The sequence below is a fragment of the Micromonospora sp. NPDC047521 genome, from assembly GCF_055587305.1.
Genome location: NZ_JBVJGN010000004.1, coordinates 237,025 through 264,024 on the forward strand (window position 1 = coordinate 237,025; position 27,000 = coordinate 264,024).

A 27,000-nucleotide genomic window follows, 5' to 3' on the forward strand; every position below is an offset into this window, starting at 1 on the left:
CCGGTGCGAGACTGGGCCGTGCTCTCCGACGTAACAGTTGACCTGCCGGTCCGTCCGGTGCTGCCGGCGCTGGTCGCGGCACTCGACGCGGCCGGCGCCGGGGTGCTCGTCGCGCCGCCGGGCACGGGCAAGACCACACTCGCGCCGCTGGCCGTGGCCGACCGGGTCACCGGTCGGGTGGTGATCGCGCAACCGCGGCGGGTGGCGGCCCGCGCCGCCGCCCGGCGGATGGCCGAGCTGCTCGGCGAGCGGGTAGGCGAACGCGTCGGCTACGCGGTCCGCGGCGAGCGCCGCGTCGGTCCGTCCACCCGGGTGGAGGTGGTCACGACCGGCCTGCTGGTCCGCCGCCTGCACCAGGACCCGGAGCTGCCCGGTACGGGCGCCGTGCTGCTCGACGAGTGCCACGAGCGGCACCTCGACGCCGACCTGGCGCTGGCGTTCACTGTGGAGGCCCGGGCCACCCTCCGGCCGGACCTGTGGCTGCTGGCCATGTCCGCCACCCCGGACACCTACCGGTTCGCCGCGCTGCTCGGCGGTGACGTCCCCGCCCCGGTGGTACGGGCCGAGTCGGCGCTGCACCCGGTGCGGCGGATCTGGGCGCCGCCGCCGCGGCCGGTCGCGCCGCCCGGAGCGGGACCTGTCGACCGGGCCCTGCTCGACCACGTGGCGGCCACCGTCCGGCGGGCGCTACGCGAGCACGACGGTGACGTGCTGGTCTTCCTGCCCGGCGCCGGCGAGATCGCGGCGGTCAGCGGCCGGCTCGCCGACCTGCGGGACGCCGTCGCGCTCCTGCCCCTGCACGGCCGTCAGCGCGGCGGTGAGCAGGACGCCGCCCTGCGCCCGGCCGACCGGCGGCGCGTCGTGCTGTCCACCGCCCTGGCCGAGACCAGCCTGACCGTCCCGGGCGTGCGGGTCGTGGTGGACGCCGGGCTGTCCCGGGTGCCCCGCGTCGACCTGGCCCGGGGGCTGGGCGCGCTGGTCACCGTGCCGGTCTCCCGGGCCGCCGCCACACAGCGCGCCGGCCGGGCCGGCCGGGAGGCCCCCGGGTCCGTCTACCGGTGCTGGTCCGCGGCGACCCACGAACGGCTGCCCGCCCGCGCCGAGCCGGAGATCGCCACCGCCGACCTGACCGGCTTCGCGCTGGAGTTGGCCGCCTGGGGCCGGCCGGACGGCGTCGGGTTGGCGCTGCCCGACGCGCCACCGGTGGCGGCGATGACTGTGGCCCGGGACACGCTCGTCACCCTGGGCGCGGTCGAGCCGGACGGCCGGATCACCGCGCGCGGCCGGGCGATCGCCGCGGCGGGCGCGCACCCACGGCTGGCGCGGGCGCTGCTCGACGGCGCGGGCCGGGTCGGCGCGGACCGTGCCGCCGAGGTGGTGGCCCTGCTCGCCGAGGAGAGCGCCGCCGGTCCCGGCGACGACCTGGTCGCCAGCTGGCGCCGCCTGCGTGCCGGCGCCGACGCGGGAGCGACCGCCCGCTGGCGCACCGAGGTACGACGGCTGCGCGCCGCGCTGCCCGTCGACTCCCCGACTGAGGGCCGTGGCCGGGCCGGTGCGCGCGGCCCGGAGACCGGCGGACGGGCCGGGCTCACCGACGATCTCGCCGCGGGGCTGCTGGTCGGCCTGGCGTACCCGGAACGGCTGGCGCGGGCGCGGCGGCCGGGCGGCTCGGCGTACCTCATGACCGGCGGAACCGCCGCGGAGCTGGCGGCCGGGTCGGCGCTTGTCGGCTCCGACTGGCTGGCGGTCGCCGTCGCGGACCGCACCCCCGGCGCGCCGTCGGCACGGATCCGCCGGGCCACGCCTGTGGACGAGGCGACCGCCCGGGACGCGGCCGGCCCGCTGCTGTCCACCCGGCGGGAGGTCGGCTGGTCCGAGGGGGACGTGGTGGCCCGGGAGGTGACCCGGCTGGGCGCGATCGAGCTGCTCCAGCGCCGGATCGACCGCCCGGAACGCGCCGAGGTGACCGGGGCGCTGCTGACCGGGCTGCGCCAGGAGGGGGTGGGGCTGCTGTCCTGGACGCCTGCGGCCCGGTCCCTGCGCGAGCGGCTGGCGTTCAGCAGGCACCACCTCGGCGACGAGTGGCCGGACGTCGGCGACGAGGCACTGCTCGACGCCGCCCCCACCTGGCTCGGCCCGGAACTGGCCGCCGCCCGGCGGCGCGCGGACCTGGCCCGGGTGGACGTGGCCTCGGCGCTGCGCCGGCTGCTGCCCTGGCGGCAGGCGGCCCGGCTGGACGAGCTGGCCCCCGAGCGGATCGAGGTGCCCAGCGGCTCACGGATCCGGGTCGACTACACCGACCCGGCGGCGCCGGTGCTGGCGGTGAAACTCCAGGAGACGTTCGGCTGGCCGGCGGCTCCGCGCATCGCCGACGGCCGGGTGCCGGTGCTGCTGCACCTGCTCTCCCCCGCCGGACGGCCGGTCGCGGTCACCGCCGACCTGGCCTCCTTCTGGCGCAGCGGGTACCCGCAGGTGCGCTCGGAGCTGCGCGGACGCTACCCCCGGCATCCGTGGCCGGAGGACCCGGGAACGGCGACGCCCACCCGCCGGGTCACGCCGCGCCGGCGCTGAGGGCGCGGCGTCACTCCTGCACCACGTCGGCCACCACCACCGTGACGTTGTCCGGTGCGCCGGCGTGCAGCGCCAGGTCGATGAGCTTGCCGACGCAGGCGGCCCGGTCCGGGTAGTCGGCGAGCACCTCGGCGAGCGTGTCCGGACGGACCACGTTGGAGAGGCCGTCGCTGCACAGCAGCCACCGGTCACCGGCGCGGGGCACCATCGTGGCGTACGACGGGGAGACCTCCTCGCCCTGCAACGCCTGGGTGACGACAGCCCGGCGCGGGTGACTGCTGGCCTGGTCGGCGGTGATCACGCCCTGGTCCACCAGCAGCTGGACGAACGTGTCGTCCCGGGTGACCTGCTTGAGCACGCCCTCGCGGAACAGGTACGCCCGCGAGTCGCCGACGTGGGCGAGGGCCAGGCAGCTGCCGGTACGGGCGAAGAGCAGGGCGGTGAGTGTGGTGCCCATGCCCTGACGCTCGGGATCCTCGGCGACCGCCTGCCGGATCCTCGCGGTGGCCAGGGCTATGCCGCCCTGGAGCGCGGCGACCAGGGCGTCCTCGGGCGTCTCCACGTCGAGCGGGGCGACCGCGTCGATGGTGAGGGCGCTGGCGAGGTCACCGGCGGCCATCCCGCCCATGCCGTCGGCGACGGCGACGAGCCAGGTCCCGGCGTGCAGGGCGTCCTGGTTTCCGCTACGGATCAGCCCACGGTCGCTCGTTCCCACGGAACGCAGCTTCAGGGTCATGGGAGGCAGCCTGCCAGGCGAAGGGCGCAGTTGTCTCTAGGAGATCACGACGACGGCGCGTGGCGCGGTCAATCTCACGTCTCGGGGTCGGCGCGTCACCGCGAGGCTGCCCTTGTGGCACGGCAAAACCCATCCAGTCAGATCAATTGACACGGCGGATCCCCACTGGAAACATCGAGCCGATAGCTGGGAGCGCTCCCAGGTCGTACCGCCACCGTCCCACCCCCGGTCCCGGAAGGACTCCCCGTGACGACACCCCGACGCCGCCTCCTGCTGGCCGCGGCGACCGCCCTCGCCCTCACCGGCGCGGGCGCCGGCGCGGCCCACGCCGAACCCCCACCGGACGCCCCCGAACAGATCGACAACGGCGACTTCAGCGCCGGCGTCAGCCCCTGGTTCTCCTTCGGCACCGGCGCGCTCGCGGTCACCGACGGGCGGCTCTGCACAAGTGTCGCAGGCGGGCTGGCCAACCCGTGGGACGCCGGCATCGGCCAGGACGGCGTACCGCTGATCGCCGGCGCCGAGTACACCCTCGGCTTCGCCGTCTCCGCCACCCCCGGCGCGGCGGTCAAGGCCGTGCTCCAACTCGGCAGCGCCCCGTACACCACGTACGCCGCAGTGGACGCCACCGCCACCGGCACCGCCCAGCGCGTCGAGCAGACCTTCACCGTCCCGGACGACAACCCGAACGCCCAACTGATCTTCCAGGTCGGCGGCTCCCCCGAGACGCAGACCATCTGCCTGGACGACGTCTCGCTGCGCGGCGGCGAGCCGCCCGAGCCGTACGTGCCGGACACCGGGCCGCGGGTCCGCGTCAACCAGGTCGGCTACCTGCCCGGCGGGCCGAAGAACGCCACAGTCGTCACCGACGCCACCGAACCGCTGCCCTGGCAGCTGCGGTCGGGCGCCGGCACCGTCGTGGCCAGCGGCACCACCACCGCACGCGGTGTCGACGCCGCCTCCGGGCAGAACGTGCACTCGGTCGACTTCTCCAGCTACCGCACCCCCGGCACCGGGCTGACGCTCACCGTGGACGGGGAGACCAGCAGGCCGTTCGACATCTCCGGCACGCTCTACGACCAGCTGCGCTCGGACTCGTTGCAGTTCTTCTACGCCCAACGCAGCGGCATCGCCATCGACGGGGACCTGATCGGCGACGAGTACGCCCGCCCCGCCGGCCACCTCGGCGTCGCCCCCAACAAGGGCGACACCAACGTGCCCTGCCAGCCGGGCGTCTGCGACTACTCGCTCGACGTGCGCGGCGGCTGGTACGACGCCGGCGACCACGGCAAGTACGTGGTCAACGGCGGCATCGCCACCTACCAGCTGTTGAACACCTTCGAGCGGACCAAGACGGCCGCCACCGCGGCCGGCGGCGCGCGGCTCGCAGACGGCACGCTGCGGGTGCCCGAGCGCGGCAACGCCGTGCCGGACATCCTCGACGAGGCCCGCTGGGAGCTGGAGTTCCTGCTGCGCATGCAGGTGCCGGCCGGCAAGCCGCTCGCCGGGATGGTCCACCACAAGATCCACGACCAGAACTGGACCGGCCTTCCGCTCGCCCCGCAGGACGACCCGCAGCCGCGCGAGCTGCACCCGCCGTCGACCGCCGCCACCCTCAACCTGGCCGCCACCGCCGCCCAGTGCGCGCGGCTCTTCGCGCCGTACGACGCGGCGTTCGCGACCCGTTGCGGCACCGCCGCGAAGACGGCCTACGCCGCGGCCAAGGCCCACCCCGCCGTGTACGCCAGCCCGACCGACGGCACCGGCGGCGGCGCGTACGACGACACGAACGTCACCGACGAGTTCTACTGGGCGGCGGCCGAGCTGTACCTCACCACCGGGGCGCCTACCTACCTGGCCGACCTGACCGCCTCGCCGCACCACACAGGCGACGTGTTCGACGCCCGCGGCTTCGGCTGGCAGAGCGTCGCCGCGCTGGGCCGCCTCGACCTGGCCACCGTGCCGAACGGGCTGCCCGCCGCCGAGCTGACCCGGATCCGCTCCTCGGTCACCACAGCCGCCGACGCGTACCTCGCCGAGCTGCGCCGCCAGGCGTACGGGCTGCCGATGCCCGGTGACGCCAACAGCTACTTCTGGGGCGGCAACAGCAACATCATCAACAACGCGGTGGTGCTGGCCACCGCGTTCGACCTGACCCGCAACCCGGTCTACCGGGACGGGGCGGTGCAGGCGATGGACTACATCTTCGGCCGTAACGCCCTGAACATCTCCTACGTCACCGGCTGGGGCGAGCACGCGGCGCAGAACCAGCACAGCCGCATCTTCGGCCACCAGCTCGACCCGAGCATGCCCCGCCCGCCGGACGGTTCCCTCGCCGGTGGCGCGAACGCGGCCCTGCAGGACCCGTTCGTGGCGCAGTTGCTGACCGGCTGCGCGCCCCAGTTCTGCTACGTCGACGACATCAACTCGTACTCGACGAACGAGGTGGCGATCAACTGGAACTCGGCGCTGGCGTGGATCGCCTCGTTCCTGGCCGACCAGGGTGACGCCGGCGCGGTGCCGGCCATCACCTGCTCGGTGGCCTACCAGAACTACGGCGCCTGGCAGGGCGGCACCGGGTTCACCGCGCAGCTGACCGTCCGCAACACCGGTGCCACGGCGGTCAACGGCTGGAATGTGCGCTTCGCGTTCACCGGCGACCAGCGGGTCCGCGAGGCGTGGCTGGCGAAAATCACCCAGTCCGGCGCGACTGTGACCGCGAAGAACGAGTCGCACAACGCCAAGATCGCTCCCGGCGGCACTGTGACGTTCGGCTTCAACGCGACGACCTCCGGCGGCGCCAACCCGAACCCGGGCCTGATCACCGTCAACGGGAAGCCCTGCTCGCTGTCCTGAGCACGCACGGCTGGTGGCCGCCCTCCCCCCGGGCGGCCACCAGCTCGGCTGGACCCACGTACCTACCATCGCGAACATGGATGGACGAGTCTGGATCCTGGTCGGGGTGGCCGCCCTACTGCTCGCCGTGCTCCTGGTGACCGCGCTGCTGGTCCGTGCACGGCGCAGGCGTCGCGCCCCGGCCGGAGCCGACGAGACGATGCGCCGGGCGCGCCAGGCGATCGCGGCGAGCGGCCACCATCAGCGCCGCCAACGCCGCGGCACCATGCGCGGCAAGGGGTACGGCGGAGACGACAACCAGGCCTTCAACAGCGGCGTCGCAAGTGACTCCGGCGGAGCGCCCTGACGCGATCCCGCGCGCTGATCCGGAGCCTGTCACCCACCGCCATCCGGCGCGGGCGCCCAACCGACAGAAGTTGTCGTACGTCCGTTCTAATCTATGACTGTGATTGACGCGTTGGAGCAGGCCGAGGCTGCCGTAGCGGCCTGCTTCGACACGGCGGCCTGGGCCGCCTCCGAGCGCGATCTCGTGGCGGCGCTGGATGCCACCCACCGCCTGGAGCAGCGCCTCGCCGCCGTCAAGCTGAGCCTCGTGCGTGAGCTGGACGGCCGCGGCACCGCGACGACGCAGGGCGCGTCCTCGACGGCGGTGTGGCTCCGTGACCGGTTGCACCTCGGTGTCGGCGCGACCCGCCGCCTGGTCGAGTTGGCCGCGACGCTCGACACCGCCCCGCCCGCTGTGCGGGACGCGTTGGCCGGCGGGCTGGTCGACCTGGAGCAGGTGAAGATCATCGCCGGCACGGTCGAGACCGTCCACGCCAGCGCCGGCGCGGAGGCGGCTGACAAGGCTGTCGGAGTTCTCGTCGAGTGGGCGGCGCAGTTCGATGCCGCCCTGCTGCGCAAACTCGGCACCCGCATCCTCGACCACGTCGCCCCGGAGATCGCCGACGCGGCGGCCGAGGCCGCGCTGCGGGCACAGGAGTCACGGGCCGGCCGGGACCGGCACCTCACCGTCAGCGAGCAGCCCAACGGCCGGCTCAGCCTCACCGGCATCCTCGACCCCGAATCGGCGGCGACTGGCACCCCGAATTCCTCCCACCCGCCTGGCTCGACCCCAACCAGGTCCCCCGCCGCAACCACTACCACCGACGAACGTGATCCTCTGGCGTCGCCAGCCGGCGGATCCAGGCGCTGGGCGTTAAACGGGGCACCGCCTTACGTGCTAGGCCCGTACGCGCCGACTGACGCGCTCCTTACGCTCCGCTTTCCCGACCACCAGGGGTGCCGGGGCGGGAGCCCAGCCCATGTCCTGGCCGGCAGAGATCAGGCACAGGCTCATGTAGTACGCCAGCGGCACCTGCTCCTGTTCGGCCAGCAGCTCCGTGCGGCGCCTACCAGGGGGTCGACACACGGCTCGCCGGGTTGGCCCGCGCGGCCGAGCCGGCGGTGCTGACCTGGCTGATCCTCGGCGCAGCTCCGATCGGTTGGCTGACCCTGGCCGGGCTGCTGGCCGGACCGGTCTGGCCGTGCCACCGCTGACCCGACGCGAACCGCGCCCAGCCGCTGCCGGCCAGCGGTCAGCCGATCTCCTCGTCGACGTAGCACCAGCGCCAGGCCTCGCCGGGCTGCGCCGACCGGATCACCGGGTGACCGGTGGACGCGTAGTGCTTGCTGGCGTGCTGGTTGGGCGACGAGTCACAGCAGCCGACCTGCCCGCAGGTCAGGCAGGTACGCAGGTGCACCCAGTACGTGTCGCCGATGGCGACGCAGTCCGCGCACTCGTCGGGGGTACGCGGCTCGGCGGCGCCGGCCTCGGCCAGGTGCTGACAGCTCACTTCTCGACCTCCCGCAGCAACGACTCTTCCAGGTCCAGGTCACGATAGGCCTGCACCAGCACCTCCTCAGGGATCCGACCGGAGTCCCGGGCAGCCCGGAACACCTCCCGCTCGGCGTCGATCATCTCTTGTCGCAACCGACCGTACGCCTGCGACGGGGTTTCCCGTTCGGCCCCTCCGAGCCGCTCCCAGGCCATGTTGGTGCGGTCCTCCGACGCCCGGCGCAGCCGGTCCACCACCGCCTCCGGGGCGCTGTCGGCCAGTTCGTCGAGGCGCTCGCGGGCTGCGCGGCTGGCCTGCTGCTGCACACCGGCGGCGGACAGCGCGTCCTGCACGGGGTCGTCCTGCGGCAGTTTCAACCGGCGGGCGACGAGCGGCAGCGTGGCGCCCTGACCGACGAGGGTGAAAACGATCACCGCGAAGGCCAACCAGATGAACAGGGCCCTCGGGTACGGCTCGCCGTCGGCAAGGGTCAGCGGCAGCGCGAGGGCGGCGGCCAGGGTCACCACACCGCGCATCCCGGCCCAGCCGATGATGATCGGGACCTTGGGCGACGGCCGGGCGTCCCGGCGGCGGACCCGCGGGACCAGCCGGGCCAGGTAGGTGGCCGGGAAGAGCCAGACGAACCGGGTCAGGAAGACGGCGGCGAGCACCGCGAGAGTGGTCAGGAGGATCGAGCCGACCGGTTCGTCCAGGTCGTGCAGCACCTCCCGCAGTTGGAGCCCGACCAGCAGGAAGACCAGGCCCTCCAGCAGGAACCGGACCAGCCGCCAGAACGCGCCGATCTGCAACCGGGACGCCGCCGACAGCAGTTGGGGCAGTTTGTGCCCGAGCACCAGGCCGGTGACGACCACCGCGACCACACCTGAGGCGTGCAGGTGCTCGGCGGTGAACACCACAGCGAACGGGATGATCAGTGACAGCGCGTTGTCCAGTAGCGGGTCGGTGATCCGCCGGTGCAGGAAACCGAAGGCCAGCGCGCCGAGCGCCCCGATCAGGATGCCGCCGCCGGTGGCCCGCAGCACCTCGACGGCGACCTCGGTGGTGCCGACCGCCGAGCCGATGGTGGCCATCGTCGCGACCCGCAGCAGCACCAGCGCGGTGGCGTCGTTGACCAGGCTCTCGCCCTCCAGGATGGTGACCACCCGGCGGGGCAGGCCGACCCGGCGGGCGACCGCCGTGGCGGCCACCGCGTCGGGCGGGGCGACCACCGCGCCGAGGGCCAGGCAGATCGCGAACGGCAGCTGCGGCAGCAACAGGTGCAGCACGAACCCGACCACGAACGCGGTGAACAGGACCAGGCCCACCGCGAGCAGCAGGATGGGCCGGATGTTGGTCTTGAACGCCGGCACCGACGTCTCCAACGCGGCGACGTAGAGCAGCGGCGGCAGGATGCCGACGAGCACCAGCTCGGGGTCGAGTTCGACCTGCGGGAAGCCCGGCACGTACGACAGCGCCAGGCCGAGGACGACGAGCACGATCGGCGCGAGAAGGCCGAACCGGCGGGCCAGCGCGGCGCCCAGGGTGGCGATCGCCAGGAACACGACGACCGGAAACAGGCTTTCCATGGGGTACGAGCCTAGGGGTACGCCCAGCAGCGTCCGATCAGCCGGCCGAGCGCAGCTTCGGCAGCACCTCGGCGCCGAACGCGTCGATGAAACCGCGCTGCTCCTGCCCGACGTGGTGCAGGGCGATCTGGTCGAAGCCGAGTTCCACGTACTCCTCGAGCCAGCCGACGTGCCGGCCCAGGTCGGAGGAGATGTTCACCACGTCGGCGACCCGCTGGGCGGGCACGTCGGCGGAGACCACGTCGAAGTGCTCGACGGTCTCCAGGTCCCAGCAGACCGGCGGGGCGAAGACGTTGCTGCGCCACTGGTCGTACGCGAGGGCCTCGGCCTGCTCCTGCTCCGCCGCCCAGGAGACGTGCACCTGCAGGTGCAGGGGGCCACGGCCACCGGCGTCCCGGTACGCGTCGATCATCTCGCGCAGGTGGGCCACCGGTGCGTTGACGGTGATCAGGCCGTCCGCCCACTCGGCGCACCAGCGGGCGGTGGCCACGCTGACTGCGGCGCCGACCAGCGCGGGTGGCTCCTCGGGGCGGGTCCACAGCCGGGCCCGGTCCACCCGGACCAGGCCGTCGTGGCTGACCTCCTCGCCGGCGAGCAGGGCACGGATCACGTCGACGCACTCGCGCAGGCGGGCGGCGCGGACGTCCTTGCGCGGCCACGCGTCGCCGGTGATGTGCTCGTTGCTGGCCTCACCGGTGCCCAACGCCGCCCAGAACCGACCCGGGTACATGGCGCCGAGGGTGCCGATGGCCTGCGCGATGATCGCCGGGTGGTACCGCTGGCCCGGTGCGTTGACCACGCCGAACGGCATGCCGGTGGCCTGCAACGCGGAGCCCAGCCAGGACCAGGCGAAGCCCGACTCGCCCTGCCGCGCGCTCCACGGGGAGAAGTGGTCCGAGCACATGGCGGCGTCGAAGCCGGCCCGCTCGGCGTGCATCACCGCCTCCAGCAGGGCGCGCGGACCGATCTGTTCATGCGAGGCGTGGAACCCGAACTGCGTCATGGGCGCACTTCCTACCCATGATGCGGGCGCCTGACGCATGCGTTATTCGGCGTGCGCCCCCGCGCCAGCCGAGGCGGCGCCCTCACCCACCCAGACCGTCTTGGTGTTGCAGAACTCCCGCATGCCCAGTTCGGACAGCTCCCGCCCGTAGCCGGAGTTCTTCACACCGCCGAACGGCAGCTCCGGGTACGAGGTGGTCATCCCGTTGACGAAGACGTTCCCGGCGTCCAGGTCGGTGGCGAAGCGCTCCTGCTCGGCCGGGTCCCGCGTCCAGGCGTTCGAGCCGAGCCCGAAGTTGGTCCCGTTGGCGACCTCGATGGCCTCCTCGTACGACGACACCCGGAACAGGCCGGCGACCGGGCCGAAGACCTCCTCGGACCACATCCGCATCTGCGGGGTGAGATCGGTGACCACTGTCGGCGGGTAGAACCAACCGTCGCCGCCGGGCAGCTCACCGCCGCAGAGCACCGTCGCGCCGTTGTCGACCGCATCCCGCACCTGGGCGTGCACCTCGTCGCGGCCCCGCTCGCTGGCCAGCGGGCCGACGTCGGTGTCCGGGTCCATCGGGTCGCCGACGCGCAGCGCGGCCATGTTCGCGGCGAACTTCTCGGCGAACGCGTCGAAGACGTCGGTGTGCACGATGAAGCGCTTGGCGGCGATGCAGGACTGCCCGTTGTTCTGGCAGCGGGCGGTGGTGGCCACCTCGGCGGCCCGGTCCACGTCGGCCGAGGGCATCACCACGAACGGGTCACTGCCGCCGAGTTCCAGGACCGTCTTCTTCAGCTCCCGGCCGGCGATCTGGGCGATGGACCTGCCGGCGGGTTCGCTGCCGGTGAGCGTCGCGGCGCGTACCCGGGGGTCGCTGAGGATGCGGTCGACGGCGTCCGAGCCGACCAGCACGGTGGTGAACGCCCCCTCGGGGAACCCGGCCCGCCGGAACACGTCCTCCAGCAGAAGCGCGGTCTGCGGCACGTTCGAGGCGTGCTTGAGCAGGCCCGTGTTGCCGGCCATCAGCGCCGGCGCGGCGAAGCGCATCACCTGCCAGAGCGGGAAGTTCCACGGCATGACCGCGAGCACCACGCCGATCGGCTGGTAGCGGATGAACGCCCGGGTCGCCTTGACCGCGTCGGCGTCGGCCGGCTGGTCGGCGAGGAACGCCGGCGCCCTGTCGGCGTAGAAGCGGGCGGCCGTGGCGCACTTGGTCACCTCGGCCTGCGCCGACGCGTACGTCTTGCCCATCTCCGTGGTCATGATCCGGGCGATCTCGTCGCGTTCGGCGTCGAGCAGGTCGGCCGCCGCCCTCATCCACCCGGCGCGCTGCTCGACGGTGGTCGCCCGGAGCTGCCGGTACGCGAGGTGGGTCCGCTCGATGGCGGCGTCGAGCTGTTCGGTGGACATCGCCTCATAGGTCTTGAGCACCTGACCGGTGGCGGGGTTGGTGGTGGCGATGTGGGGCATCTCGTCCTCCTGTCACTCGAACAACGAGTGTCGTACGCCCGGCTCCTCGCGGCGGCGGGCGGCGCGGCGGCGCTGGATCACGACCAGGTCGACAACGGCGACCACTGCGAGGAGCGCGCAGACCACGCCGAGCCAGGCGATGCCGGCCCAGAACGCCAGCACCGCGAAGATCACCATGATCACCAGGCCGAAGGTGGCGAGGGCGAGGCGGAGGTTCAGCGCGCTGTTCGCGTGGCCGACCGTGCCGCGGGCACGCCGGGGCTGCGATCTCGTCATACCTCCCGATCTACCCCCGATCGGGGGAGTTAACCGGTACGGAGCCCGGGCCGTACCGGGCGGCCTTATAGCAGTCGAGAGACGCCGGCGGCGGCAGTCTGCCGCATACCCGACAGCACCTTCCCGACAAACCACGTCCTACGCATAGAGTTACCAGGCTGTCGCTCTGCGCTGCGGAAACGGGAGACGTCATGCCTCGACGCTGGGTCGCCGCCCTGGCCTGCCTCGCGGCGCTTGTCGCGTTGGCCTGCGAGGGAGGCGGTTCGGCGGCGCCCCGCCCCACCAGGAGCGCCGGGCAACCAGGCGGCCCGGGCGGCATCGCCGCCCTCGGCGACTCGATCAGCACCGGCTTCGCCTCCTGCCTGGTGCTCACCTCCTGCGAGCGCAACTCCTGGTCCACGGGGGACGGCCTGCGGGTGCGCAGCCACTACCGGCGACTGCTCGACCAGGACCCGTCGATCCGCGGCCGGGCCTACAACCACGCCCGTCCCGGCGCCCGCGCGGACGCCCTGGAAGGGCAGGCGAAGGCCGCGGTACGCGACCGCGCCGACTACGTCACGGTGCTGATCGGCGCCAACGACGTGTGCCGGGGCGGGGTGGACGCCATGACACAGGTGGCCGAGTTCCGCGCCGACGTCGACCGCGGCCTGCGGGCTCTGCGGACCGGCCGACCCAAGGCCCGGGTGCTGGTGGTGAGCATCCCCGACCTGTACCGGCTCTGGGAGGTCGGGCACGGCGACTCGCGGGCGACGCGCGCCTGGCGGCGTGGAGTGTGCCCGGCCCTGCTGGCCAACGCGACGTCGACAGCGCCCGCCGACCGGAGCCGTCGAGCCGCCGTGCGGGACCGGATCGACGCGTACAACGCCGAGTTGGTGGCGGCGTGCCGGGCGTACGGCTCGCGCTGCCGGCACGACGGCGGTGCCGTGCACCGGGTGCGCTTCACCCTGGACATGCTGAATCCGCTGGACTGGTTCCACCCCAACGTCAACGGGCAGGGCCGACTCGCGGAGGTGACCTGGCGCTCCTCCGGTCTCGCCGACTGAGCGCGGCGGGCCGGTCAGGGACGGCGAGGTGGCGGCAGGCCCACGCCGCGCGGACGGTAGAGCGCCCGGGAGCGCTCGGCGAGTTCCTTGGTGGCCGACGAGTTGGCCCAGGTGCCCAGCACGATGGCGGCGCCGGGTATGACCTTGGCGACCATCCTCTTGGCCGCCCGCACGCCTGCCATCCGGGCGAGCCGGACGCTGAGTTGCAGCATGACCCGGCCGAGTGGGCGGTGCCCGCCCAGCCCGAAGAGCGCGTCGGCACGCTCGCGGCCGGCGGCGACGCCGAGCGCCAGGCGGGCACTCTCGGCGACCTTGTGCACCCGCTGGAGCACCAGCAGGTCGGTGGCCCGGTCGGTGTGCAGCGGGTCGACGTCGTACGCGGCGGCGATGTGCAGCACCATCCGCGCCTGCGTCCAGGCCAGCACACCCACGTCGAGGACGGCCCCGGGCAACCCTGCCGCGCCGGACACCGCACCGGAGAGGCGGGCCAGGTTGACGAACTTGCGGGCCGCCTGGTCGGCGAGCGCGTCGGCCGAGACGCCTGGCTGCTCGGCGCGGGCGCGACCGGCCCACTGCGCGGCCTCCGGGCCGAGCCGGCGTACCGCCTCCAGGGCGAGATGCTCCGGGGCGTACTGCGGATCGTCGCGCATCCGGTCCCAGAGGCGGGCCGGCGGGCCCTCCACAGCCTCCGTGGGCCCGTCCGGCGGGCCGACGGAGGGCTGGGGGGTGGGCGCGGCGGGCTGGCCGCCGACGGGCGGAGTGTCGGTCACCGGGGCTCCCCAGGGGTGGGTACGGCGGGCAGGACGGCCGACGGGGCGGTCAGCGGCGACGGTTGGAGAACCGCGACGCCAACCCCTTGAGCTTCTGCTGGTTGGCGGGCTTGGCCATCTCGCGCCGACCGCGGTCGACCAGCTGCTGCCCCTTGGGTGATCTCAGAAAAGCGCTGATCCGCTGCATCAGTGACATAACGTCCTCCTGTCGATGATCCCTCAGTCATGTGTACCCCGAACCCGCAACGGATGTACCCGGGACTCGACAGGCTCAACCCTCACCGTCCATAGTGGTCGGTAGGCTACCGCCCGCTCGGCACGATGGCGTCGACGACCCGCACGGCCCGCCACTCGTGCTTCTGGTAGTGCTCGGGGTACGCGGAGACCTGCACCGCCTGGGCGGCGTCGGTGAGCCGCATCCGCTGCCAGCCGGGCACCTGCTCCAGGGCGGAGAGGAACTGTCGGGTGGCGAACTCCGGGTCCATCAGCCGGCCCACCGGCCCCCAGCCGCTGCTGGAGCGCTGCTGGAACAGCCCGACCGAGTCGTGGTCCCAGCCGACGCCCTGGTGCGGGTAGTTCTGCGACTCGGGCAGCACGCCGCTCGCCACGTTGTACAGGTTGCTCTCCTGCATGGCGGTGGCCACCGCGATGACCAGGCCACGACGGGGGACGCCCATGTCACGCCCGGCGCGGACGATCGCCTCGGCGTTCTCCATCTGGTCCTCGTCCAGGCCGGCGACGGGCGCCGGGTCGGTCGGGCGCGCCGAGGCCGCCTTGCGGGCCGGCGACGTGGTGTCCGGGTCGGCGGACGACGGGGTGGCCGCGGGGGTCGACGGGGTGGCGGAACGCTCGAGTCCGCGCGAGGCGGTCTGCTGCTCGGCACGCTGCACCAACTCCGCGCCGCCGGCGAGGGAGTCGGTCCGGGCCGGGCCGGCACCGTCGTCACGGACCTGCGCGACCGCGGCCAGGCCGAGGCAGCACACCACGCCGGTAGCCAGGGCGACGTGCACCCGGCGGCGTCCGGTCAGGTCCCGGGCGTACGCCCGGAGGCGACTCGCGGTGGTTGTCCGTTCGGTTGAGGTGCTGTCCTCCATATCGGCAGTGGGGCTGCTCGGGGCGTACGGGTCGTCGAGGGTGCCGTCGTCACGCATCAGCCGAGGCTAGGCAGGCGGACACGCCGATCACGCACGGTGATCACGTGGCGCTTGCCACAGATCCGGGGTGTGCTGGTGGACGACCGGGGTGGCTCGAACCGCCCGGGGAACGTACCTCGCGTACCGGATGAAGCAGGCGGGGCACGCAGGCCGGCACGGCCGGCGACAGGCAGGGACATCGGACCCCGGACCTTGACATGATCGACAAACTCGGCCTTTGGGCCGAACCCCCACTCCACCGTTCAGGCGACCCGGACCGCCCGATGGCGTAATCGGGTGATTGGTCCGGTCACGCGCGTCCGCCGGGCGACGGATCGCCCGAAGCAGGAATGCACCAGGATGGCGGGTACGTTGCCCGAACCGGGTGCCGTCCGTCGCGTCGGCATCCGAGTAGGCACATTCCAGGGAGGTCCGCACCGGTGCTCGACCCACACGAGCTCTACCAGCTCACCGACGACCTGCCCGACCTCGGGCAACCGGTCCTGATCCAGGCCCTCACCGGCTTCGTGGACGCCGGCAACGCCAGCCGGCTGGCCCGCGAGCAGCTCCTCACCTCGCTGGAGGGCCGGCCGATCGCCACCTTCGACGTGGACCAGCTCTTCGACTACCGCTCGCGACGGCCGGTGATGACCTTCGTGGAGGACCACTGGGAGTCCGTCGACGCGCCCAAGCTGGAACTGCACCTGTTGCACGACGACGACGAGACCCCCTTCCTGCTGCTCACCGGCCCCGAGCCGGATCTGCAGTGGGAACGGTTCGTGGCGGCCGTCGCCGGGCTCGCCGCCCGACTCGACGTCCGGCTCACCGTCGGGCTCAACTCGATCCCGATGGCGGTGCCGCACACCCGGCCCACAGGGGTGACCGCCCACGCCACCCGCCCCGAGCTGATCGCCGGGTACGAGCCCTGGCTGCAAAGGGTCCAGGTGCCCGGCAGCGTCGGTCACCTGCTGGAGTTCCGCCTCGGCGAGCAGGGCCGCGACGCGCTCGGCTTCGCCGCCCACGTGCCGCACTACGTGGCGCAGACCGAGTACCCGGCCGCCGCCGAGGTGCTGCTCACGTCCGTGTCCCGCAGCACCGGGCTGCTGCTGCCCGGCGAGGGGCTCCGCTCGGCCGCCGAGGTGGTCCGGGTGGAGATCGACCGGCAGGTCGCCCAGACCGAGGACGCAGCCGCACTGGTCCAGGCCCTGGAGGAGCAGTACGACACGTTCGCCCGGGGTCGGGGCGAGAAGAACCTGCTCGCCGCGGACGCCGGACCGCTGCCCACCGCCGACGAACTCGGCGCGGAGCTGGAACGCTTCCTGGCCGAACAGACCCGTCCTGGCGACACCCCGGGCAGCTGACCCGGCGCCGGGGCGGCGGATGCGGCAGGCTGGAGTCATGCGCCTGGCGACCTGGAACGTGAACTCGGTGAAGGCCCGACTGCCCCGGCTGCTGGAGTGGCTGGCCGGCACCGGGCCGGACGTGGTCTGCCTCCAGGAGACCAAGTGCCCGGACGGCGCCTTCCCGGTGGCCGAGGTGGGCGAGCTGGGCTACACGGTGGCCAGCCACAGCGACGGCCGCTGGAACGGGGTGGCCATCCTGTCCCGGGTCGGGTTGGACGACGTCCGGGTCGGGTTCGCCGGTGAGCCCGGCTTTCCCGAGCCGGAGGCCCGCGCGATCTCCGCCACCTGCGACGGGGTGCGGGTCTGGTCGGTGTACGTGCCCAACGGGCGCACACCCGACGACCCGCACTACGCGTACAAGCTGGCCTGGTTCGCGGCGCTGCGGGACGCGTTGGAGGCGGAACTGGCCGCCGGGCTGCCGGTGACCGTCTGCGGCGACTTCAACGTCGCGCCCACCGACGCCGACGTGTGGGACCCTGCGGTCTTCACCCACTCCACGCACGTCACCCCGGCCGAGCGGGCGGCCCTCGCGGCGCTGCGCGACCTGGGCCTCGCCGACGTGGTGCCCACCCCGATGAAGGGGCCGCACCCGTTCACCTACTGGGACTACCGCGCCGGCATGTTCCACCAGAACAAGGGCATGCGGATCGACCTCGTGTACGCCTCCGCGCCGTTCGCCCGGGCGGTCCGCTCGGCGTACGTGGACCGCGAGGCCCGCAAGGGCAAGGGCCCCTCCGACCACGCCCCGATCGTGGTCGATGCGGACCTGGTGCCCGCGGTCGAGGCGTTCTGAGCTGGCTAGGGTGGACAGATGGCAGTCGTGAAGATCAACGCAATCGACGTTCCGCCGGGCGCCGGCACCGAGTTGGAGAAGCGGTTCGCCGCCCGGGCCGGCGCGGTGGAGAACTCCCCCGGCTTCCTCGGCTTCGAGCTGCTCCGGCCGGTGGCCGGCGAGACCCGCTACTTCGTCTACACGAAGTGGGAGAGCGAGGAGGCGTACCAGGCGTGGGCCGCCGGTCCCGCGCGCGCCGCGCACGCCACCGCGCCCGGCGACAAGCCCCGCCCGCCGGTCGCCAACGGCGCCAGCCTCCTGGAGTTCGAGGTGGCCCTGCACGTCCCCCAGCCGTAGGCGGTGTCGCCACCGGCGTCCCCACCACAATCGGCCCAGTCCGGTCTTATCGGCTGATAGCGTCGCAGTGGGCCCGGCGGTAGCCGGTCGTCAGTCGGCTGCGGGGGAATTCCGGCCATGTTCGACGGATTCGACGAGTTCGACATCGCCGCGTCGTCCGGCGGCACGATCCACGGACGACGCGGCGGAGACGGGCCGCCCGTCCTGCTCCTGCACGGCATCCCCGAAACGCATCTCATGTGGCATCGGGTGGCGCCGCGGCTCGCCGAGCACTTCACGGTCGTCGCCACCGACCTGCGGGGCTGGGGTGACAGCAGCGCACCGCCGAGCACCGCCGACCACGAGCCGTACGGGATGCGGGCCATCGCCCGCGACCAGGTCGAGGTGATGCGGAGCCTCGGTCATGACCGGTTCCACGTCGTCGGCCACGATCGCGGGGCCCGCTGCGCCTACCGCCTCGCGCTCGACGAACCGGACGCCGTCTCCCGGCTGGCCGTCATGGACGTCGTCCCGGTCGGTGACGTCTACAACCGCGCCGACCGGGCGTTCAGCCTCTCCTACTGGGTCTGGTCCTTCCTGGCGGCTCCGGCCCCGGTGCCGGAGCGGTTCATCGACGCGGCGCCGGCGGTGCTCGTCGACTTCATGCTCGACACCTGGCCCGAGGTGACCGACGTCTTCCCGTCCGAGGTGCGGGCGGCGTACGTCAGGCAGTTCACCGACCCGGACACGGTCCACGCGATCTGCGAGGAGTTCCGCGCCGCCGCGACACTCGACTACCAGCAGGACGAGGCGGACCGGGGGAACCGGAAGATCGCCTGCCCGCTGCTGTTCCTCTGGAGTCAACGCGGTCAGGTCGCGAAGCTCTACGACGACCCGCTGGCGATCTGGCGGGAGTGGGCCGACGACGTACGCGGCGAGCCGGTCCCGGTCGGCCACTTCATCCCGGAAGAGGCACCCGACGAGACCACCCGCCACCTCCTGGACTTCCTGAGCTGACAACCGGGCTGCCCCATCGCCCCGGCCCGCCTCAGGGCCTGCGGGAGGACTGGAGGCTGGCGAAGGCGATCACGTTGTCGGCGTAGCCCGTCCGGCCGCCGATGAACTGGCCGCCACAGGTGATCAGGCGCAGACCGGGTGGCCCGTCGTGGCCGTAGATCCGTTCGGCGGGCAGCCGGTCCTTCGGGAAGTGCTCGACGGTGTCGACAGTGAAGACCACCGTCGACCGGTCCGCCCGGGCCACCTCGATCAGGTCGCCGGGCTTCAGTTTGCCCAGGTCGTAGAAGACCGACGGGCCGCTCTTGGTGTCCACGTGTCCGACGATCACCGCCGGGCCGGGCTCGCCGGGCGTGGGCCCGCGGTCGTACCAGCCGGTCTCGTTGTGCCGCTCCAGCGGCGGTACGGCGATCGAGCCGTCCCGGGCCTGCCCGACCGGTGCCACAGGCGCGGCCACCTTGATCGCCGGGACGGTGAGGCGCACCGGGCGGCTGGCCGACAGCCCGACGGACTCGCTGCGGGCCGGCCGGTCACCCCCGGCCGGGGCCAGGTCGAACGGCCCGACCGAGCGGCCCAGCCCCGCCCCGGTGGCGAAGACGCCGACCAGCACCAGCACCACGGCCAGCGGCACCGACCAGGGGCTCCGGCCGGGCGGACGGCTACGCCGGGGCGCGACGGCGGTCGGCGGACGCGCGGCAACCGCCGGGCGATCGGCCCCGGCTGCACGTGCGGCCCCCGCCGGACGTGGGGCCCCTGGCGGGCGGTCCGGATCCAGCGGGCCGTCGGAGTCCGGCCAGCCGTTGTCCACGGGCAGTCGTACCCCGTTCGAGGGCGGCGCGGGGCGGCCCGCAGCCGGCGGACGCGCGCCAGCGGGCGGCGACGACGCGGGACGACCCGTGGGCGATGAGCGTGGGCCAGCGTGCGGCGACGCGGGACGTCCGGTGGGCGATGGGCGTGAACCGGCCGGCGGCGGCGTGGGACGGAAGATCTCCATGGCGGGCTCAGCGGCGCGCGGCGGCTCGGACGGTCCGTGGCCGGCGCAGCGCAACGATGGCGAGGATCAGCCCGGCGACTGTCAACGCCGCTCCGCCGGGCAGCAGCAGCTTGCCGGTCATGCCGTCGGCGCCGCCGCCGAAGCCGGTGGCCGGGCCGCGACTCGGGTACGCCGGCACCTTCTTGACCACCTGGAGCATTGTCGAGGCGGTCTCGCCGTCGCGGCACTCCAGCTTGACCCGGTAGTTGCCGGGGCGGGTGCGGTCCCGCACCATCGGCGCGGCGGTGAGCAGGCCGTTCTGCGGCTGCACGCCGATCGCGCCGAACGCGTCGGAGACGACTGTCGCACCCACCGAGTTGTCCCGGCAGCTGGCCCGGATGCCGACCAGGTAGCCGGGCTGCACGGTGCTGGGACTCACCTCGACGAAGATGTCCACAGGCGGGTTGGGTTGCGGCTGGCCGCTCGGCCCTCCGGGCTGAGGCGCGGCCACCGCGGGCGCCACAGCCACTGCCACGGCGGCCACCGGCACAACCGCCGCCGGGGCGGGCGCGGCGGACGCGGGCGCGGCGGCCAGCAGGGGGCCGGCCAGGACGATCAGCACCGACAGGGTCACACCGCCGCGGGTCACTGTCACGATGCCCCCTCTCGACGCCGGGTGGGCGTGCCGGGCAGCGGACCGCCCGGCCTGCCGTACCAGTTGGATCCTCTCATTTCCGGTCGCACATCACATCCGATCCGCCGGCGGCGTCGCGTACGCTCGGGTCGCTGTGACCGCCACCGACCATGACCCCGCCGTCCCGCCCGCGAGCCGGACGATCCGCACGTTCCACCCCCGCCGGGGCCGGATGAGCGGCCGGCAGACCGACGCGCTGGACCGGCTGTGGCCCCGCTACGGCCTGGACGTGTCGGACGAGCCCGTCGACCTGGCCGAGCTGTTCGGTCGCCGAGCGCCGGTGGTGCTGGAGATCGGCTCGGGGATGGGCGACAGCACCGCCGTGATGGCCGCCGCTGACCCGGATCGAGATTATCTGGCGGTGGAGGTGCACACGCCGGGAATCGCGAACCTCCTCGACCTGGTGGACCGGGCTGGGCTGGGCAACGTCCGGGTGGCCCAGGGGGACGCGTTGGAGCTGGTCAGCGGCCTGCCGGAGGGTGTCCTGGACGCCGTGCACATCTTCTTTCCCGACCCGTGGCCCAAGGCCCGCCACCACAAGCGGCGGATCATCCAGCCGGCGCACGTGGCGCTGCTGCGGTCCCGACTGGCGCCCGGCGGCACGCTGCACTGCGCCACCGACTGGGCGGAGTACGCCGAGGCGATGCGGGAGACCCTCGACGCCGACCCGGAGCTGGTGGACGCGTACGGCGGCTTCGCGCCGCGTCCGGCGCACCGCCCGGTGACGAAGTTCGAGCGACGGGCCATCACGGCCGGACGGCCGGTAGCCGATCTGCTCTACCGCCGGCGGTGACGCGCCGGCCCGGACGGGGGTCCGGCGGGGGCCGGGTTGGCGTACCGGGGCATGATCCAGGCACCATGGACGGGATATGACGCTCACCGCCGCGCTGCCGACAAGCGCCGACCCCGACACCCTCTTCGACGCGTTCGCCGGTTGGGCGAAGGAGCGCGGCCTCGACCTCTACCCCCATCAGGAGGAGGCGGTCATCGAGATCGTCTCCGGCGCCAACCTGATCATGAATACGCCCACCGGCTCGGGTAAGAGCCTGGTGGCGATCGCCGCGCACTTCGCCGCCCTCGCGGACAGCCGGACGACCTTCTACACGGCGCCGATCAAGGCGCTGGTGTCGGAGAAGTTCTTCGCCCTGTGCGAGGTCTTCGGCGCCGAGAACGTCGGCATGCTCACCGGCGACGCCAGCGTCAACGCCGACGCCCCGATCATCTGCTGCACGGCGGAGATCCTGGCGAACCTGGCGCTGCGCGAGGGCGCCAAGGCCGACGTCGGCCAGGTGATCATGGACGAGTTCCACTTCTACGCCGAGCCCGACCGGGGCTGGGCGTGGCAGGTGCCGATCATCGAGCTGCCGCAGGCCCAGTTCGTCCTGATGTCCGCCACCCTGGGGGACACCACCCGGTTCGTCGACGACCTGACCCGGCGTACCGGGCGGCCGACGGCCGTCGTCCGCTCGGCCGAGCGGCCCGTCCCGCTGATCTTCTCGTACGCGATGACGCCACTGCACGAGACACTCGAGGAGCTGCTGGAGACCAAGCAGGCCCCGGTGTACGTGGTGCACTTCACCCAGGCCGCCGCGCTGGAACGCGCCCAGGCGCTGATGAGCGTCAACGTCTGCTCCCGCGCGGAGAAGGACATGATCGCCCAGGCGATCGGCGGTTTCCGGTTCACGTCCGGCTTCGGCAAGACGCTGTCCCGGCTGGTCCGGCACGGCATCGGTGTGCACCACGCCGGCATGCTGCCCAAGTACCGCCGCCTCGTGGAGACCCTCGCCCAGGCCGGCCTACTCAAGGTCATCTGCGGCACCGACACCCTCGGCGTCGGCATCAACGTGCCGATCCGCACCGTGCTGTTCACCGGCCTGTCCAAGTACGACGGCGTCCGTACCCGGCTGCTCAAGAACCGCGAGTTCCACCAGATCGCCGGTCGGGCCGGCCGGGCCGGCTACGACACCATCGGCCGGGTCGTGGTGCAGGCACCCGAGCACGTCATCGACAACGAGAAGGCCCTCGCGAAGGCCGGCGACGACCCGAAGAAGCGGCGCAAGGTGGTCCGCAAGAAGCCGCCGGAGGGCTCCATCGGGTGGGGCCAGCCCACCTTCGACCGCCTCGTGGACGCCGAGCCGGAGCCGTTGACCTCCAGTTTCCAGGTCAGCCACTCGATGCTGCTCAACGTCATCGGCCGTCCCGGGGACGCGTTCACCGCGATGCGGCACCTGCTCACCGACAACCACGAGGAGCCGGCCGCCAAGCGCCGGCACATCCGTCGGGCGATCGCCATCTACCGGGCGCTGCGCGCCGGCGGGGTCGTCGAGGAGCTGCCCGAGCCGGACGAGACAGGCCGACGGATCCGGCTCACCGTCGACCTCCAGCTCGACTTCGCCCTCAACCAGCCGCTCTCGCCCCTGGCCCTGGCCACCATCGAGCTGCTCGACGCCGAGTCCCCGTCGTACGCCCTCGACGTGCTCAGCGTGATCGAGTCGATCCTCGACGACCCCCGGCAGATCCTCTCCGCGCAGCAGTTCAAGGCGCGCGGCGAGGCGGTGGCCGCGATGAAGGCCGAGGGCATCGAGTACGAGGCCCGCCTCGAACTGCTCGACGAGGTCACCCACCCCAAGCCCCTCGCCGAGCTGCTGGAGGCCGCGTACGAGATGTACCGGCAGGGGCACCCCTGGGTCGCCGACCACCAACTCTCCCCCAAGGCCGTCGTCCGCGACATGTACGAGCGGGCCATGACCTTCACCGAGTACGTGCAGTTCTACGGGCTGACCCGCTCGGAGGGCCTGGTCCTGCGGTACCTGGCCGACGCGTACAAGACGCTGCGCCAGACCGTGCCCGAGGACGCCAAGACCGAAGAGCTGATCGACCTCATCGAGTGGCTGGGCGAGCTGGTCCGCCAGGTCGACTCCAGCCTCATCGACGAGTGGGAGCGGCTGCGCAACCCGTCGGACGTGGCCGAGGTGGCCCAGGCGCACGCCGCCCTGACCGACCGGCCACCGGCGGTGACGCGCAACGCGCGGGCGTTCCGCGTGCTGGTGCGCAACGCGCTGTTCCGCCGGGTCGAGTTGGCCGCGCTGCGCCGCTGGGACCTGCTCGCCGAGTTGGACGCCGCCGACGGCTGGGACTACGACGCGTGGGCCGACGCCCTCGCGCCGTACTTCGAGGCGTACGACTCGATAGGCGTCGGGCCGGACGCCCGGGGACCGGCGCTGCTCATGATCGAGCAAGGCCGGGAGCGCTGGACCGTGCGGCAGATCTTCGACGACCCGGACGGCGACCACGACTGGGGCATCAGCGCCGAGATCGACCTGGTCGCCTCGGACGAGGTCGGCGCGGCGGTCGTCCGCATCACCGACGTCGGCCAGCTCTAGCCGTCCCGCCGACAGGGGGTCGCCGCACGCCGGGTGGCCCCCTTTGTCGCGTCTTCCGCCACCCCCGTTTTCGCTGGGCGATGTCAGAGGTGTCGATTAGAATGTATGTACTAATCGACTTCCTGACCTGCAGGATTACGACCGGGAGGACGCCCGTGACCGCGCCCGCCTCCACGCCCCTCACCCCCTACGCCACACTGCTCGGTTTCACCCGCTACGTCGACCGCACCGGCCCCACCAAGGCGACCTTCGTGGGCGGCCTGCGCAAGCAGCGCGCCAGCCGCTCCGGCTTCAACCCGCACGGCCAGTTCGTCAAGGCGCTCAAGGCCGACATCGCCTTCCACACCGGCGGCACCCACCTGGCCGGCGTGGTCGACGTGGTCAAGCCCCGCTGGCGCCCGCTCTACCAGGCGCTGGTGCCCGGCGCCACGGCCTGGCTGCACTCCCTCGGCGATCCGGCCGCCCTCGACCTGGCCCACACCCGCGACGCCCTGGCCATGCTCGGCGACCTGCCAGTCAAGATCAACCCCCATTTCGGGGTACGACACGCCGACGGTCACGCCGAGGCCGTGCGCCTGCACTTCGACGAGATCCCGCCGAGCGAGGAGTCGGTGCTCGCCACCCTGCACCTGATGGCCCGACACATGGACGCGGTGCTGCCGCACGCCGAGCCGGTCCTGGTCGACGTCCGGCGGGGCCAGGCCCACCGGATGCCCGCCGACGCCAAACCCGAGCAGATCGAACGCTGGCTCGCCGGCGAAGCCGCCGCCTTCCGCGCCATCTGGTCCACCGCCGCCTGACCCACCCCCCACGCAGGCAAGATCGCGCTCGATCCAGGATGTAGTGGCCTCCCGAACAACGGAGGCCACTACATCCGTGTTCGAGCGCGATCATGGGGACAGCGGCGTGCGTGGCGTGGCGTGGCGTGGCGTGGCGTGGCGTGGCGTGGCGTGGCGTGGCGTGGCGTGGCGTGGCGTGGCGTGGCGTGGCGTGGCGTGGCGTGGCGACGATGGTTATCCACAGGGGCAGCGTGGTGTGCGGGGCATCGGTCAGCCTGAAGCCCATGCCGAAAGCTCCTCGTCGGCCTCCGCAGCTGCGTGGTCGGGTTTTCCGTGGCTCGATCGCCGTCTCGCAAGGCCTGCTGACCCGCAACGACTTACGCAGCTCGGCGTGGCGGCCGCTCTTTCGCGACGTCTACGTCGATGCCCAGGTCACCGTCACCCACACCATCAGATGTGCCGCCGTCGGACGCTGGCTGGTCCCACCTGGCTCGGCCATCGCGGGAGGCGCCGCCGCAGCTCTGTACGGCTGTGCGAGCCCCACCGCCGACGAGCCGGTCGACGTCCTGATCCCCGCGACGACCCGGGTCGGCCGGATCACCGGCGTCCGGGTCCACAGCGGGGAGGTGGACCCCGGAGACACTATCGATCGGGCCGGGGTCACGGTGACCAGCCCAGTGCGAACCTGCTGGGACCTGGCCAGGTGGCTCGACGTGATCGAGGCGGTGGTCGTCGTCGACGCCATGCTGGCCAGACGGCTTACCACGGTGCCGGCCCTTCGCGAGTACGCGCTGAGTCGGGCCGGTCGACGCGGCTGGCGGTCGCTGCTGCGTGCGGTCGACCTGGCCGATGCGGGCGCCGAGTCACCCCAGGAGTCCCGCACGCGGGTCCGGTTGGTGCTCGCCGGCCTGCCAAGGCCACAGACGCAGTGGGTCGTGGCGGAGCAGGGCCGGTTCGTGGCCCGGCTGGACCTGGCCTGGCCGCAGTTCAAGGTCGCGGTGGAGTACGACGGGCTCTGGCACGACGACGTCGAGCAGGTTCATCGGGACCGCAGGCGACTCAACCGTCTGCTCGGCGGTGACTGGATCGTGCTGCACGTGACCGCAAAGCGTCTCCGGGACGACTTCGACGGTTTCCTCGCCGAGGTCCGGGCCGCTCTCCGAGCGCGCTCCCGCTCACTCGGACCACGATGATCGCGCTCGAACATGGAAGTAGTGGCCTCCCAGACGAGGGAGGCCACTACTTCATGGATCGAGCACGATCATGGGGTGGGTGCGCAGGCGTGGCGCGGGTGACAGGCGCGCGGCGTGTGCGGGTCAGGCGGCGGGAAGGTACTTGGCCAGATCGTCGAGGATCTTGTTGGCGGCGCCGACGCCGATGCCGGTCATCCAGATCTCGTCGGAGACGGGGTACGCCTTGCCGGCCTTGACCGCGCCGAGGCCCTTCCAGAGGGTGCCGCCGGCGACCTTGGTCTGCTCGGCCGCGGCCTTGTCGCCGTACGCGGTGACGAAGATGACGTCGCCGTCGACCTCGTTGATCCGCTCGGGGCTGACCAGGTCGAAGCGCTTGTCCTCCTTGTTGGCCAGCAGCTGCCGCTCGGGGCGGCCGAGGCCGGTGTCGCCGATGACGATGCCGGAGAAGGAGTCGGGACCGTACACCCGGATGTTGCCGGGGATGAACCGCACGATCGACACCTTGCGGGCGGCGGGGTCGCCGAGGGTGGCGCCGAAGTCCTTGGCCCGCTTCTCGTACGCGGCGAGGAGGTCCTTGGCCTGCTGCTCGTGACCGAGCGCCTTGCCGTCGAGGAGGAAGTTCTCCTTCCAGGTGATGCCCACCTTGTCGGTGAACACGGTCGGCGCGATGGCGGCCAGTTCGTCGTAGAACTTCTCCTGGCGGAACTTGCTGCCGAGGATGAGGTCCGGCTTGAGGGCGTTGATGGCCTCCAGGTCGGGTTCGGTGAGGACCCCGACCTCCTTGATGCCGGAGAGCTTGTCCGCGCCGAAGTACGTCGGCCAGCTCTTCGCCTCGCCGGCGGTCGCGGCGCCGACGGGCGTGACGCCCAGCGAGAGCGCGGTGTCGATCTTGTCGGTGTCGAGCACGACGACGCGCTTGGGTTCGGCCGGGACCTTCGTGGTGCCCATGGCGTGGGTGATCTCCCGGGTCTCCCCGGTGGTGGTGCCGGCGACCGGGTCGCTCTCACCGCAGGCGGTGAGTCCGACGCCGAGGGCGGCGGCCGCGGCGAGAGCGGCGACGAGACGACGCATCAGAGTCCTTTCGAGGGGTACGAGTCGGCGAGCGGGTCGGCCGCGTCGCCGCTTGCGGGTCGGGCGCCCGGCACGGACGCGTCCGACAGATCGGTGCCACAGGCGCCGGCGGTCGCGGCTGGGGTGCCCGACG

25 protein-coding genes are annotated in these 27,000 nt (G+C 72.8%); 13 read left to right on the plus strand and 12 right to left on the minus strand.

All coding sequences use genetic code 11. The features are described from left to right. Positions 1 to 18 precede the first annotated feature (18 nt). Positions 19 to 2,571, plus strand: coding sequence for an ATP-dependent helicase HrpB (hrpB, locus tag ACZ6N8_RS11865; RefSeq protein ID WP_466009454.1), 2,553 nt, complete (start codon positions 19 to 21; stop codon positions 2,569 to 2,571). Between the two features lie 10 nt (positions 2,572 to 2,581). Here the strand turns inward: hrpB and ACZ6N8_RS11870 are convergent, their stop codons facing one another. Further along, a complete protein-coding gene (locus ACZ6N8_RS11870; protein WP_364371513.1) occupies positions 2,582 to 3,307 on the minus strand; it encodes a PP2C family protein-serine/threonine phosphatase in 726 nt (241 codons plus the stop codon). Between the two features lie 246 nt (positions 3,308 to 3,553). Between ACZ6N8_RS11870 and ACZ6N8_RS11875 the strand changes: the two genes are divergently transcribed. The 3 genes from ACZ6N8_RS11875 to ACZ6N8_RS11885 all read left to right on the plus strand — a co-directional run bounded on the left by ACZ6N8_RS11875 (position 3,554) and on the right by ACZ6N8_RS11885 (position 7,616). Next, positions 3,554 to 6,163, plus strand: coding sequence for a glycoside hydrolase family 9 protein (locus tag ACZ6N8_RS11875; protein WP_466009456.1), 2,610 nt, complete (start codon positions 3,554 to 3,556; stop codon positions 6,161 to 6,163). Positions 6,164 to 6,239: 76 nt separating this feature from the next. Beyond that, the gene (locus tag ACZ6N8_RS11880) at positions 6,240 to 6,509 is read left to right on the plus strand and encodes a hypothetical protein (RefSeq protein WP_466009457.1); all 270 of its coding nucleotides are present in this window, start codon (positions 6,240 to 6,242) and stop codon (positions 6,507 to 6,509) included. A gap of 99 nt (positions 6,510 to 6,608) precedes the next feature. After that, positions 6,609 to 7,616: a DUF222 domain-containing protein gene (locus tag ACZ6N8_RS11885; protein ID WP_466009459.1), complete on the plus strand. Its 1,008-nt coding sequence runs from the start codon at positions 6,609 to 6,611 to the stop codon at positions 7,614 to 7,616. Positions 7,617 to 7,740: 124 nt separating this feature from the next. On the opposite strand, the gene ACZ6N8_RS11890 is transcribed toward ACZ6N8_RS11885, so the two are convergent. Genes ACZ6N8_RS11890 through ACZ6N8_RS11910 form a run of 5 tightly spaced genes read right to left on the minus strand, consistent with a single transcriptional unit; the run spans position 7,741 to position 12,303 of the window. Then, positions 7,741 to 7,998 (minus strand): UBP-type zinc finger domain-containing protein, encoded by a 258-nt coding sequence (locus tag ACZ6N8_RS11890; protein ID WP_466009461.1) that lies wholly within the window; start codon positions 7,996 to 7,998, stop codon positions 7,741 to 7,743. Continuing rightward, on the minus strand, positions 7,995 to 9,566 hold the full coding sequence (locus ACZ6N8_RS11895; protein WP_387113958.1) for a Na+/H+ antiporter: 1,572 nt from the start codon (positions 9,564 to 9,566) through the stop codon (positions 7,995 to 7,997). The genes ACZ6N8_RS11890 and ACZ6N8_RS11895 overlap by 4 nt, the downstream gene beginning before the upstream one ends. A gap of 37 nt (positions 9,567 to 9,603) precedes the next feature. Then, on the minus strand, positions 9,604 to 10,569 hold the full coding sequence (locus tag ACZ6N8_RS11900; RefSeq protein WP_466009463.1) for a TIGR03885 family FMN-dependent LLM class oxidoreductase: 966 nt from the start codon (positions 10,567 to 10,569) through the stop codon (positions 9,604 to 9,606). 42 nt (positions 10,570 to 10,611) lie between these two features. Then, positions 10,612 to 12,027 carry an NADP-dependent succinic semialdehyde dehydrogenase gene (locus tag ACZ6N8_RS11905; RefSeq protein ID WP_466009465.1) on the minus strand — a complete coding sequence of 472 codons (1,416 nt, stop codon included), beginning with the start codon at positions 12,025 to 12,027 and terminating at the stop codon, positions 10,612 to 10,614. Between the two features lie 12 nt (positions 12,028 to 12,039). After that, a complete protein-coding gene (locus tag ACZ6N8_RS11910) occupies positions 12,040 to 12,303 on the minus strand; it encodes a DUF6343 family protein (protein ID WP_466009467.1) in 264 nt (87 codons plus the stop codon). A 191-nt stretch (positions 12,304 to 12,494) separates the two neighbouring features. On the opposite strand from ACZ6N8_RS11910, the gene ACZ6N8_RS11915 reads away from it, so the two are divergent. Beyond that, positions 12,495 to 13,346, plus strand: a complete 852-nt coding sequence (locus ACZ6N8_RS11915; RefSeq protein ID WP_466009469.1) for a GDSL-type esterase/lipase family protein — start codon at positions 12,495 to 12,497, stop codon at positions 13,344 to 13,346. A gap of 14 nt (positions 13,347 to 13,360) precedes the next feature. Here ACZ6N8_RS11915 and ACZ6N8_RS11920 read toward each other — a convergent pair whose 3' ends face one another. The 3 genes from ACZ6N8_RS11920 to ACZ6N8_RS11930 all read right to left on the minus strand — a co-directional run bounded on the left by ACZ6N8_RS11920 (position 13,361) and on the right by ACZ6N8_RS11930 (position 15,267). Then, positions 13,361 to 14,116, minus strand: a complete 756-nt coding sequence (locus ACZ6N8_RS11920) for an EcsC family protein (RefSeq protein ID WP_466009471.1) — start codon at positions 14,114 to 14,116, stop codon at positions 13,361 to 13,363. A 49-nt stretch (positions 14,117 to 14,165) separates the two neighbouring features. Continuing rightward, on the minus strand, positions 14,166 to 14,312 hold the full coding sequence (locus tag ACZ6N8_RS11925; protein WP_167517487.1) for a hypothetical protein: 147 nt from the start codon (positions 14,310 to 14,312) through the stop codon (positions 14,166 to 14,168). Between the two features lie 106 nt (positions 14,313 to 14,418). Beyond that, a complete protein-coding gene (locus ACZ6N8_RS11930) occupies positions 14,419 to 15,267 on the minus strand; it encodes a peptidase M23 (RefSeq protein ID WP_466009473.1) in 849 nt (282 codons plus the stop codon). Positions 15,268 to 15,689: 422 nt separating this feature from the next. Here ACZ6N8_RS11930 and ACZ6N8_RS11935 point away from each other — a divergent pair, with 422 nt between their 5' ends. From ACZ6N8_RS11935 to ACZ6N8_RS11950, 4 genes are all read left to right on the plus strand, one after another. Further along, a complete protein-coding gene (locus ACZ6N8_RS11935) occupies positions 15,690 to 16,610 on the plus strand; it encodes a proteasome assembly chaperone family protein (protein ID WP_364371555.1) in 921 nt (306 codons plus the stop codon). 37 nt (positions 16,611 to 16,647) lie between these two features. Continuing rightward, complete coding sequence (locus tag ACZ6N8_RS11940) at positions 16,648 to 17,445, plus strand: exodeoxyribonuclease III (protein ID WP_387113944.1); 798 nt, start codon at positions 16,648 to 16,650, stop codon at positions 17,443 to 17,445. Positions 17,446 to 17,463: 18 nt separating this feature from the next. Beyond that, complete coding sequence (locus ACZ6N8_RS11945; protein WP_466009475.1) at positions 17,464 to 17,781, plus strand: antibiotic biosynthesis monooxygenase family protein; 318 nt, start codon at positions 17,464 to 17,466, stop codon at positions 17,779 to 17,781. 117 nt (positions 17,782 to 17,898) lie between these two features. Beyond that, entirely contained in the window at positions 17,899 to 18,777 is an 879-nt protein-coding gene (locus ACZ6N8_RS11950) for an alpha/beta fold hydrolase (RefSeq protein WP_466009476.1), read from the plus strand. Between the two features lie 31 nt (positions 18,778 to 18,808). Here ACZ6N8_RS11950 and ACZ6N8_RS11955 read toward each other — a convergent pair whose 3' ends face one another. After that, on the minus strand, positions 18,809 to 19,405 hold the full coding sequence (locus ACZ6N8_RS11955) for a class F sortase (RefSeq protein WP_466009478.1): 597 nt from the start codon (positions 19,403 to 19,405) through the stop codon (positions 18,809 to 18,811). 370 nt (positions 19,406 to 19,775) lie between these two features. Continuing rightward, positions 19,776 to 20,405: a hypothetical protein gene (locus tag ACZ6N8_RS11960; protein ID WP_466009833.1), complete on the minus strand. Its 630-nt coding sequence runs from the start codon at positions 20,403 to 20,405 to the stop codon at positions 19,776 to 19,778. Between the two features lie 130 nt (positions 20,406 to 20,535). On the opposite strand from ACZ6N8_RS11960, the gene trmB reads away from it, so the two are divergent. The 4 genes from trmB to ACZ6N8_RS11980 all read left to right on the plus strand — a co-directional run bounded on the left by trmB (position 20,536) and on the right by ACZ6N8_RS11980 (position 25,796). Then, positions 20,536 to 21,234, plus strand: coding sequence for a tRNA (guanosine(46)-N7)-methyltransferase TrmB (gene trmB / locus ACZ6N8_RS11965; RefSeq protein WP_466009480.1), 699 nt, complete (start codon positions 20,536 to 20,538; stop codon positions 21,232 to 21,234). Positions 21,235 to 21,310: 76 nt separating this feature from the next. Next, positions 21,311 to 23,824, plus strand: a complete 2,514-nt coding sequence (locus tag ACZ6N8_RS11970; RefSeq protein WP_387113934.1) for a DEAD/DEAH box helicase — start codon at positions 21,311 to 21,313, stop codon at positions 23,822 to 23,824. Between the two features lie 155 nt (positions 23,825 to 23,979). Further along, positions 23,980 to 24,624, plus strand: a complete 645-nt coding sequence (locus tag ACZ6N8_RS11975) for a hypothetical protein (protein ID WP_466009482.1) — start codon at positions 23,980 to 23,982, stop codon at positions 24,622 to 24,624. 263 nt (positions 24,625 to 24,887) lie between these two features. Next, positions 24,888 to 25,796 carry a hypothetical protein gene (locus tag ACZ6N8_RS11980; protein ID WP_466009484.1) on the plus strand — a complete coding sequence of 303 codons (909 nt, stop codon included), beginning with the start codon at positions 24,888 to 24,890 and terminating at the stop codon, positions 25,794 to 25,796. A gap of 123 nt (positions 25,797 to 25,919) precedes the next feature. Here the strand turns inward: ACZ6N8_RS11980 and ACZ6N8_RS11985 are convergent, their stop codons facing one another. Beyond that, a complete protein-coding gene (locus tag ACZ6N8_RS11985; protein WP_364371588.1) occupies positions 25,920 to 26,867 on the minus strand; it encodes an ABC transporter substrate-binding protein in 948 nt (315 codons plus the stop codon). Between the last annotated feature and the right edge of the window lie 133 nt (positions 26,868 to 27,000).

What these genes read in the sequence shown, in the direction of transcription:
- ACZ6N8_RS11940 (WP_387113944.1), top strand. Translation starts at nt 16,648, where the DNA reads ATGCGCCTGGCGACCTGGAACGTGAACTCGGTGAAGGCCCGACTGCCC.
- ACZ6N8_RS11945 (WP_466009475.1), top strand. Translation starts at nt 17,464, where the DNA reads ATGGCAGTCGTGAAGATCAACGCAATCGACGTTCCGCCGGGCGCCGGC.
- ACZ6N8_RS11950 (WP_466009476.1), top strand. Translation starts at nt 17,899, where the DNA reads ATGTTCGACGGATTCGACGAGTTCGACATCGCCGCGTCGTCCGGCGGC.
- ACZ6N8_RS11905 (WP_466009465.1), bottom strand. Translation starts at nt 12,027, where the DNA reads ATGCCCCACATCGCCACCACCAACCCCGCCACCGGTCAGGTGCTCAAG.
- ACZ6N8_RS11895 (WP_387113958.1), bottom strand. Translation starts at nt 9,566, where the DNA reads ATGGAAAGCCTGTTTCCGGTCGTCGTGTTCCTGGCGATCGCCACCCTG.
- ACZ6N8_RS11985 (WP_364371588.1), bottom strand. Translation starts at nt 26,867, where the DNA reads ATGCGTCGTCTCGTCGCCGCTCTCGCCGCGGCCGCCGCCCTCGGCGTC.
- ACZ6N8_RS11900 (WP_466009463.1), bottom strand. Translation starts at nt 10,569, where the DNA reads ATGACGCAGTTCGGGTTCCACGCCTCGCATGAACAGATCGGTCCGCGC.
- ACZ6N8_RS11880 (WP_466009457.1), top strand. Translation starts at nt 6,240, where the DNA reads ATGGATGGACGAGTCTGGATCCTGGTCGGGGTGGCCGCCCTACTGCTC.
- ACZ6N8_RS11925 (WP_167517487.1), bottom strand. Translation starts at nt 14,312, where the DNA reads ATGTCACTGATGCAGCGGATCAGCGCTTTTCTGAGATCACCCAAGGGG.
- ACZ6N8_RS11930 (WP_466009473.1), bottom strand. Translation starts at nt 15,267, where the DNA reads ATGCGTGACGACGGCACCCTCGACGACCCGTACGCCCCGAGCAGCCCC.
- ACZ6N8_RS11870 (WP_364371513.1), bottom strand. Translation starts at nt 3,307, where the DNA reads ATGACCCTGAAGCTGCGTTCCGTGGGAACGAGCGACCGTGGGCTGATC.
- ACZ6N8_RS11980 (WP_466009484.1), top strand. Translation starts at nt 24,888, where the DNA reads ATGCCGAAAGCTCCTCGTCGGCCTCCGCAGCTGCGTGGTCGGGTTTTC.
- ACZ6N8_RS11915 (WP_466009469.1), top strand. Translation starts at nt 12,495, where the DNA reads ATGCCTCGACGCTGGGTCGCCGCCCTGGCCTGCCTCGCGGCGCTTGTC.
- ACZ6N8_RS11910 (WP_466009467.1), bottom strand. Translation starts at nt 12,303, where the DNA reads ATGACGAGATCGCAGCCCCGGCGTGCCCGCGGCACGGTCGGCCACGCG.
- ACZ6N8_RS11970 (WP_387113934.1), top strand. Translation starts at nt 21,311, where the DNA reads ATGACGCTCACCGCCGCGCTGCCGACAAGCGCCGACCCCGACACCCTC.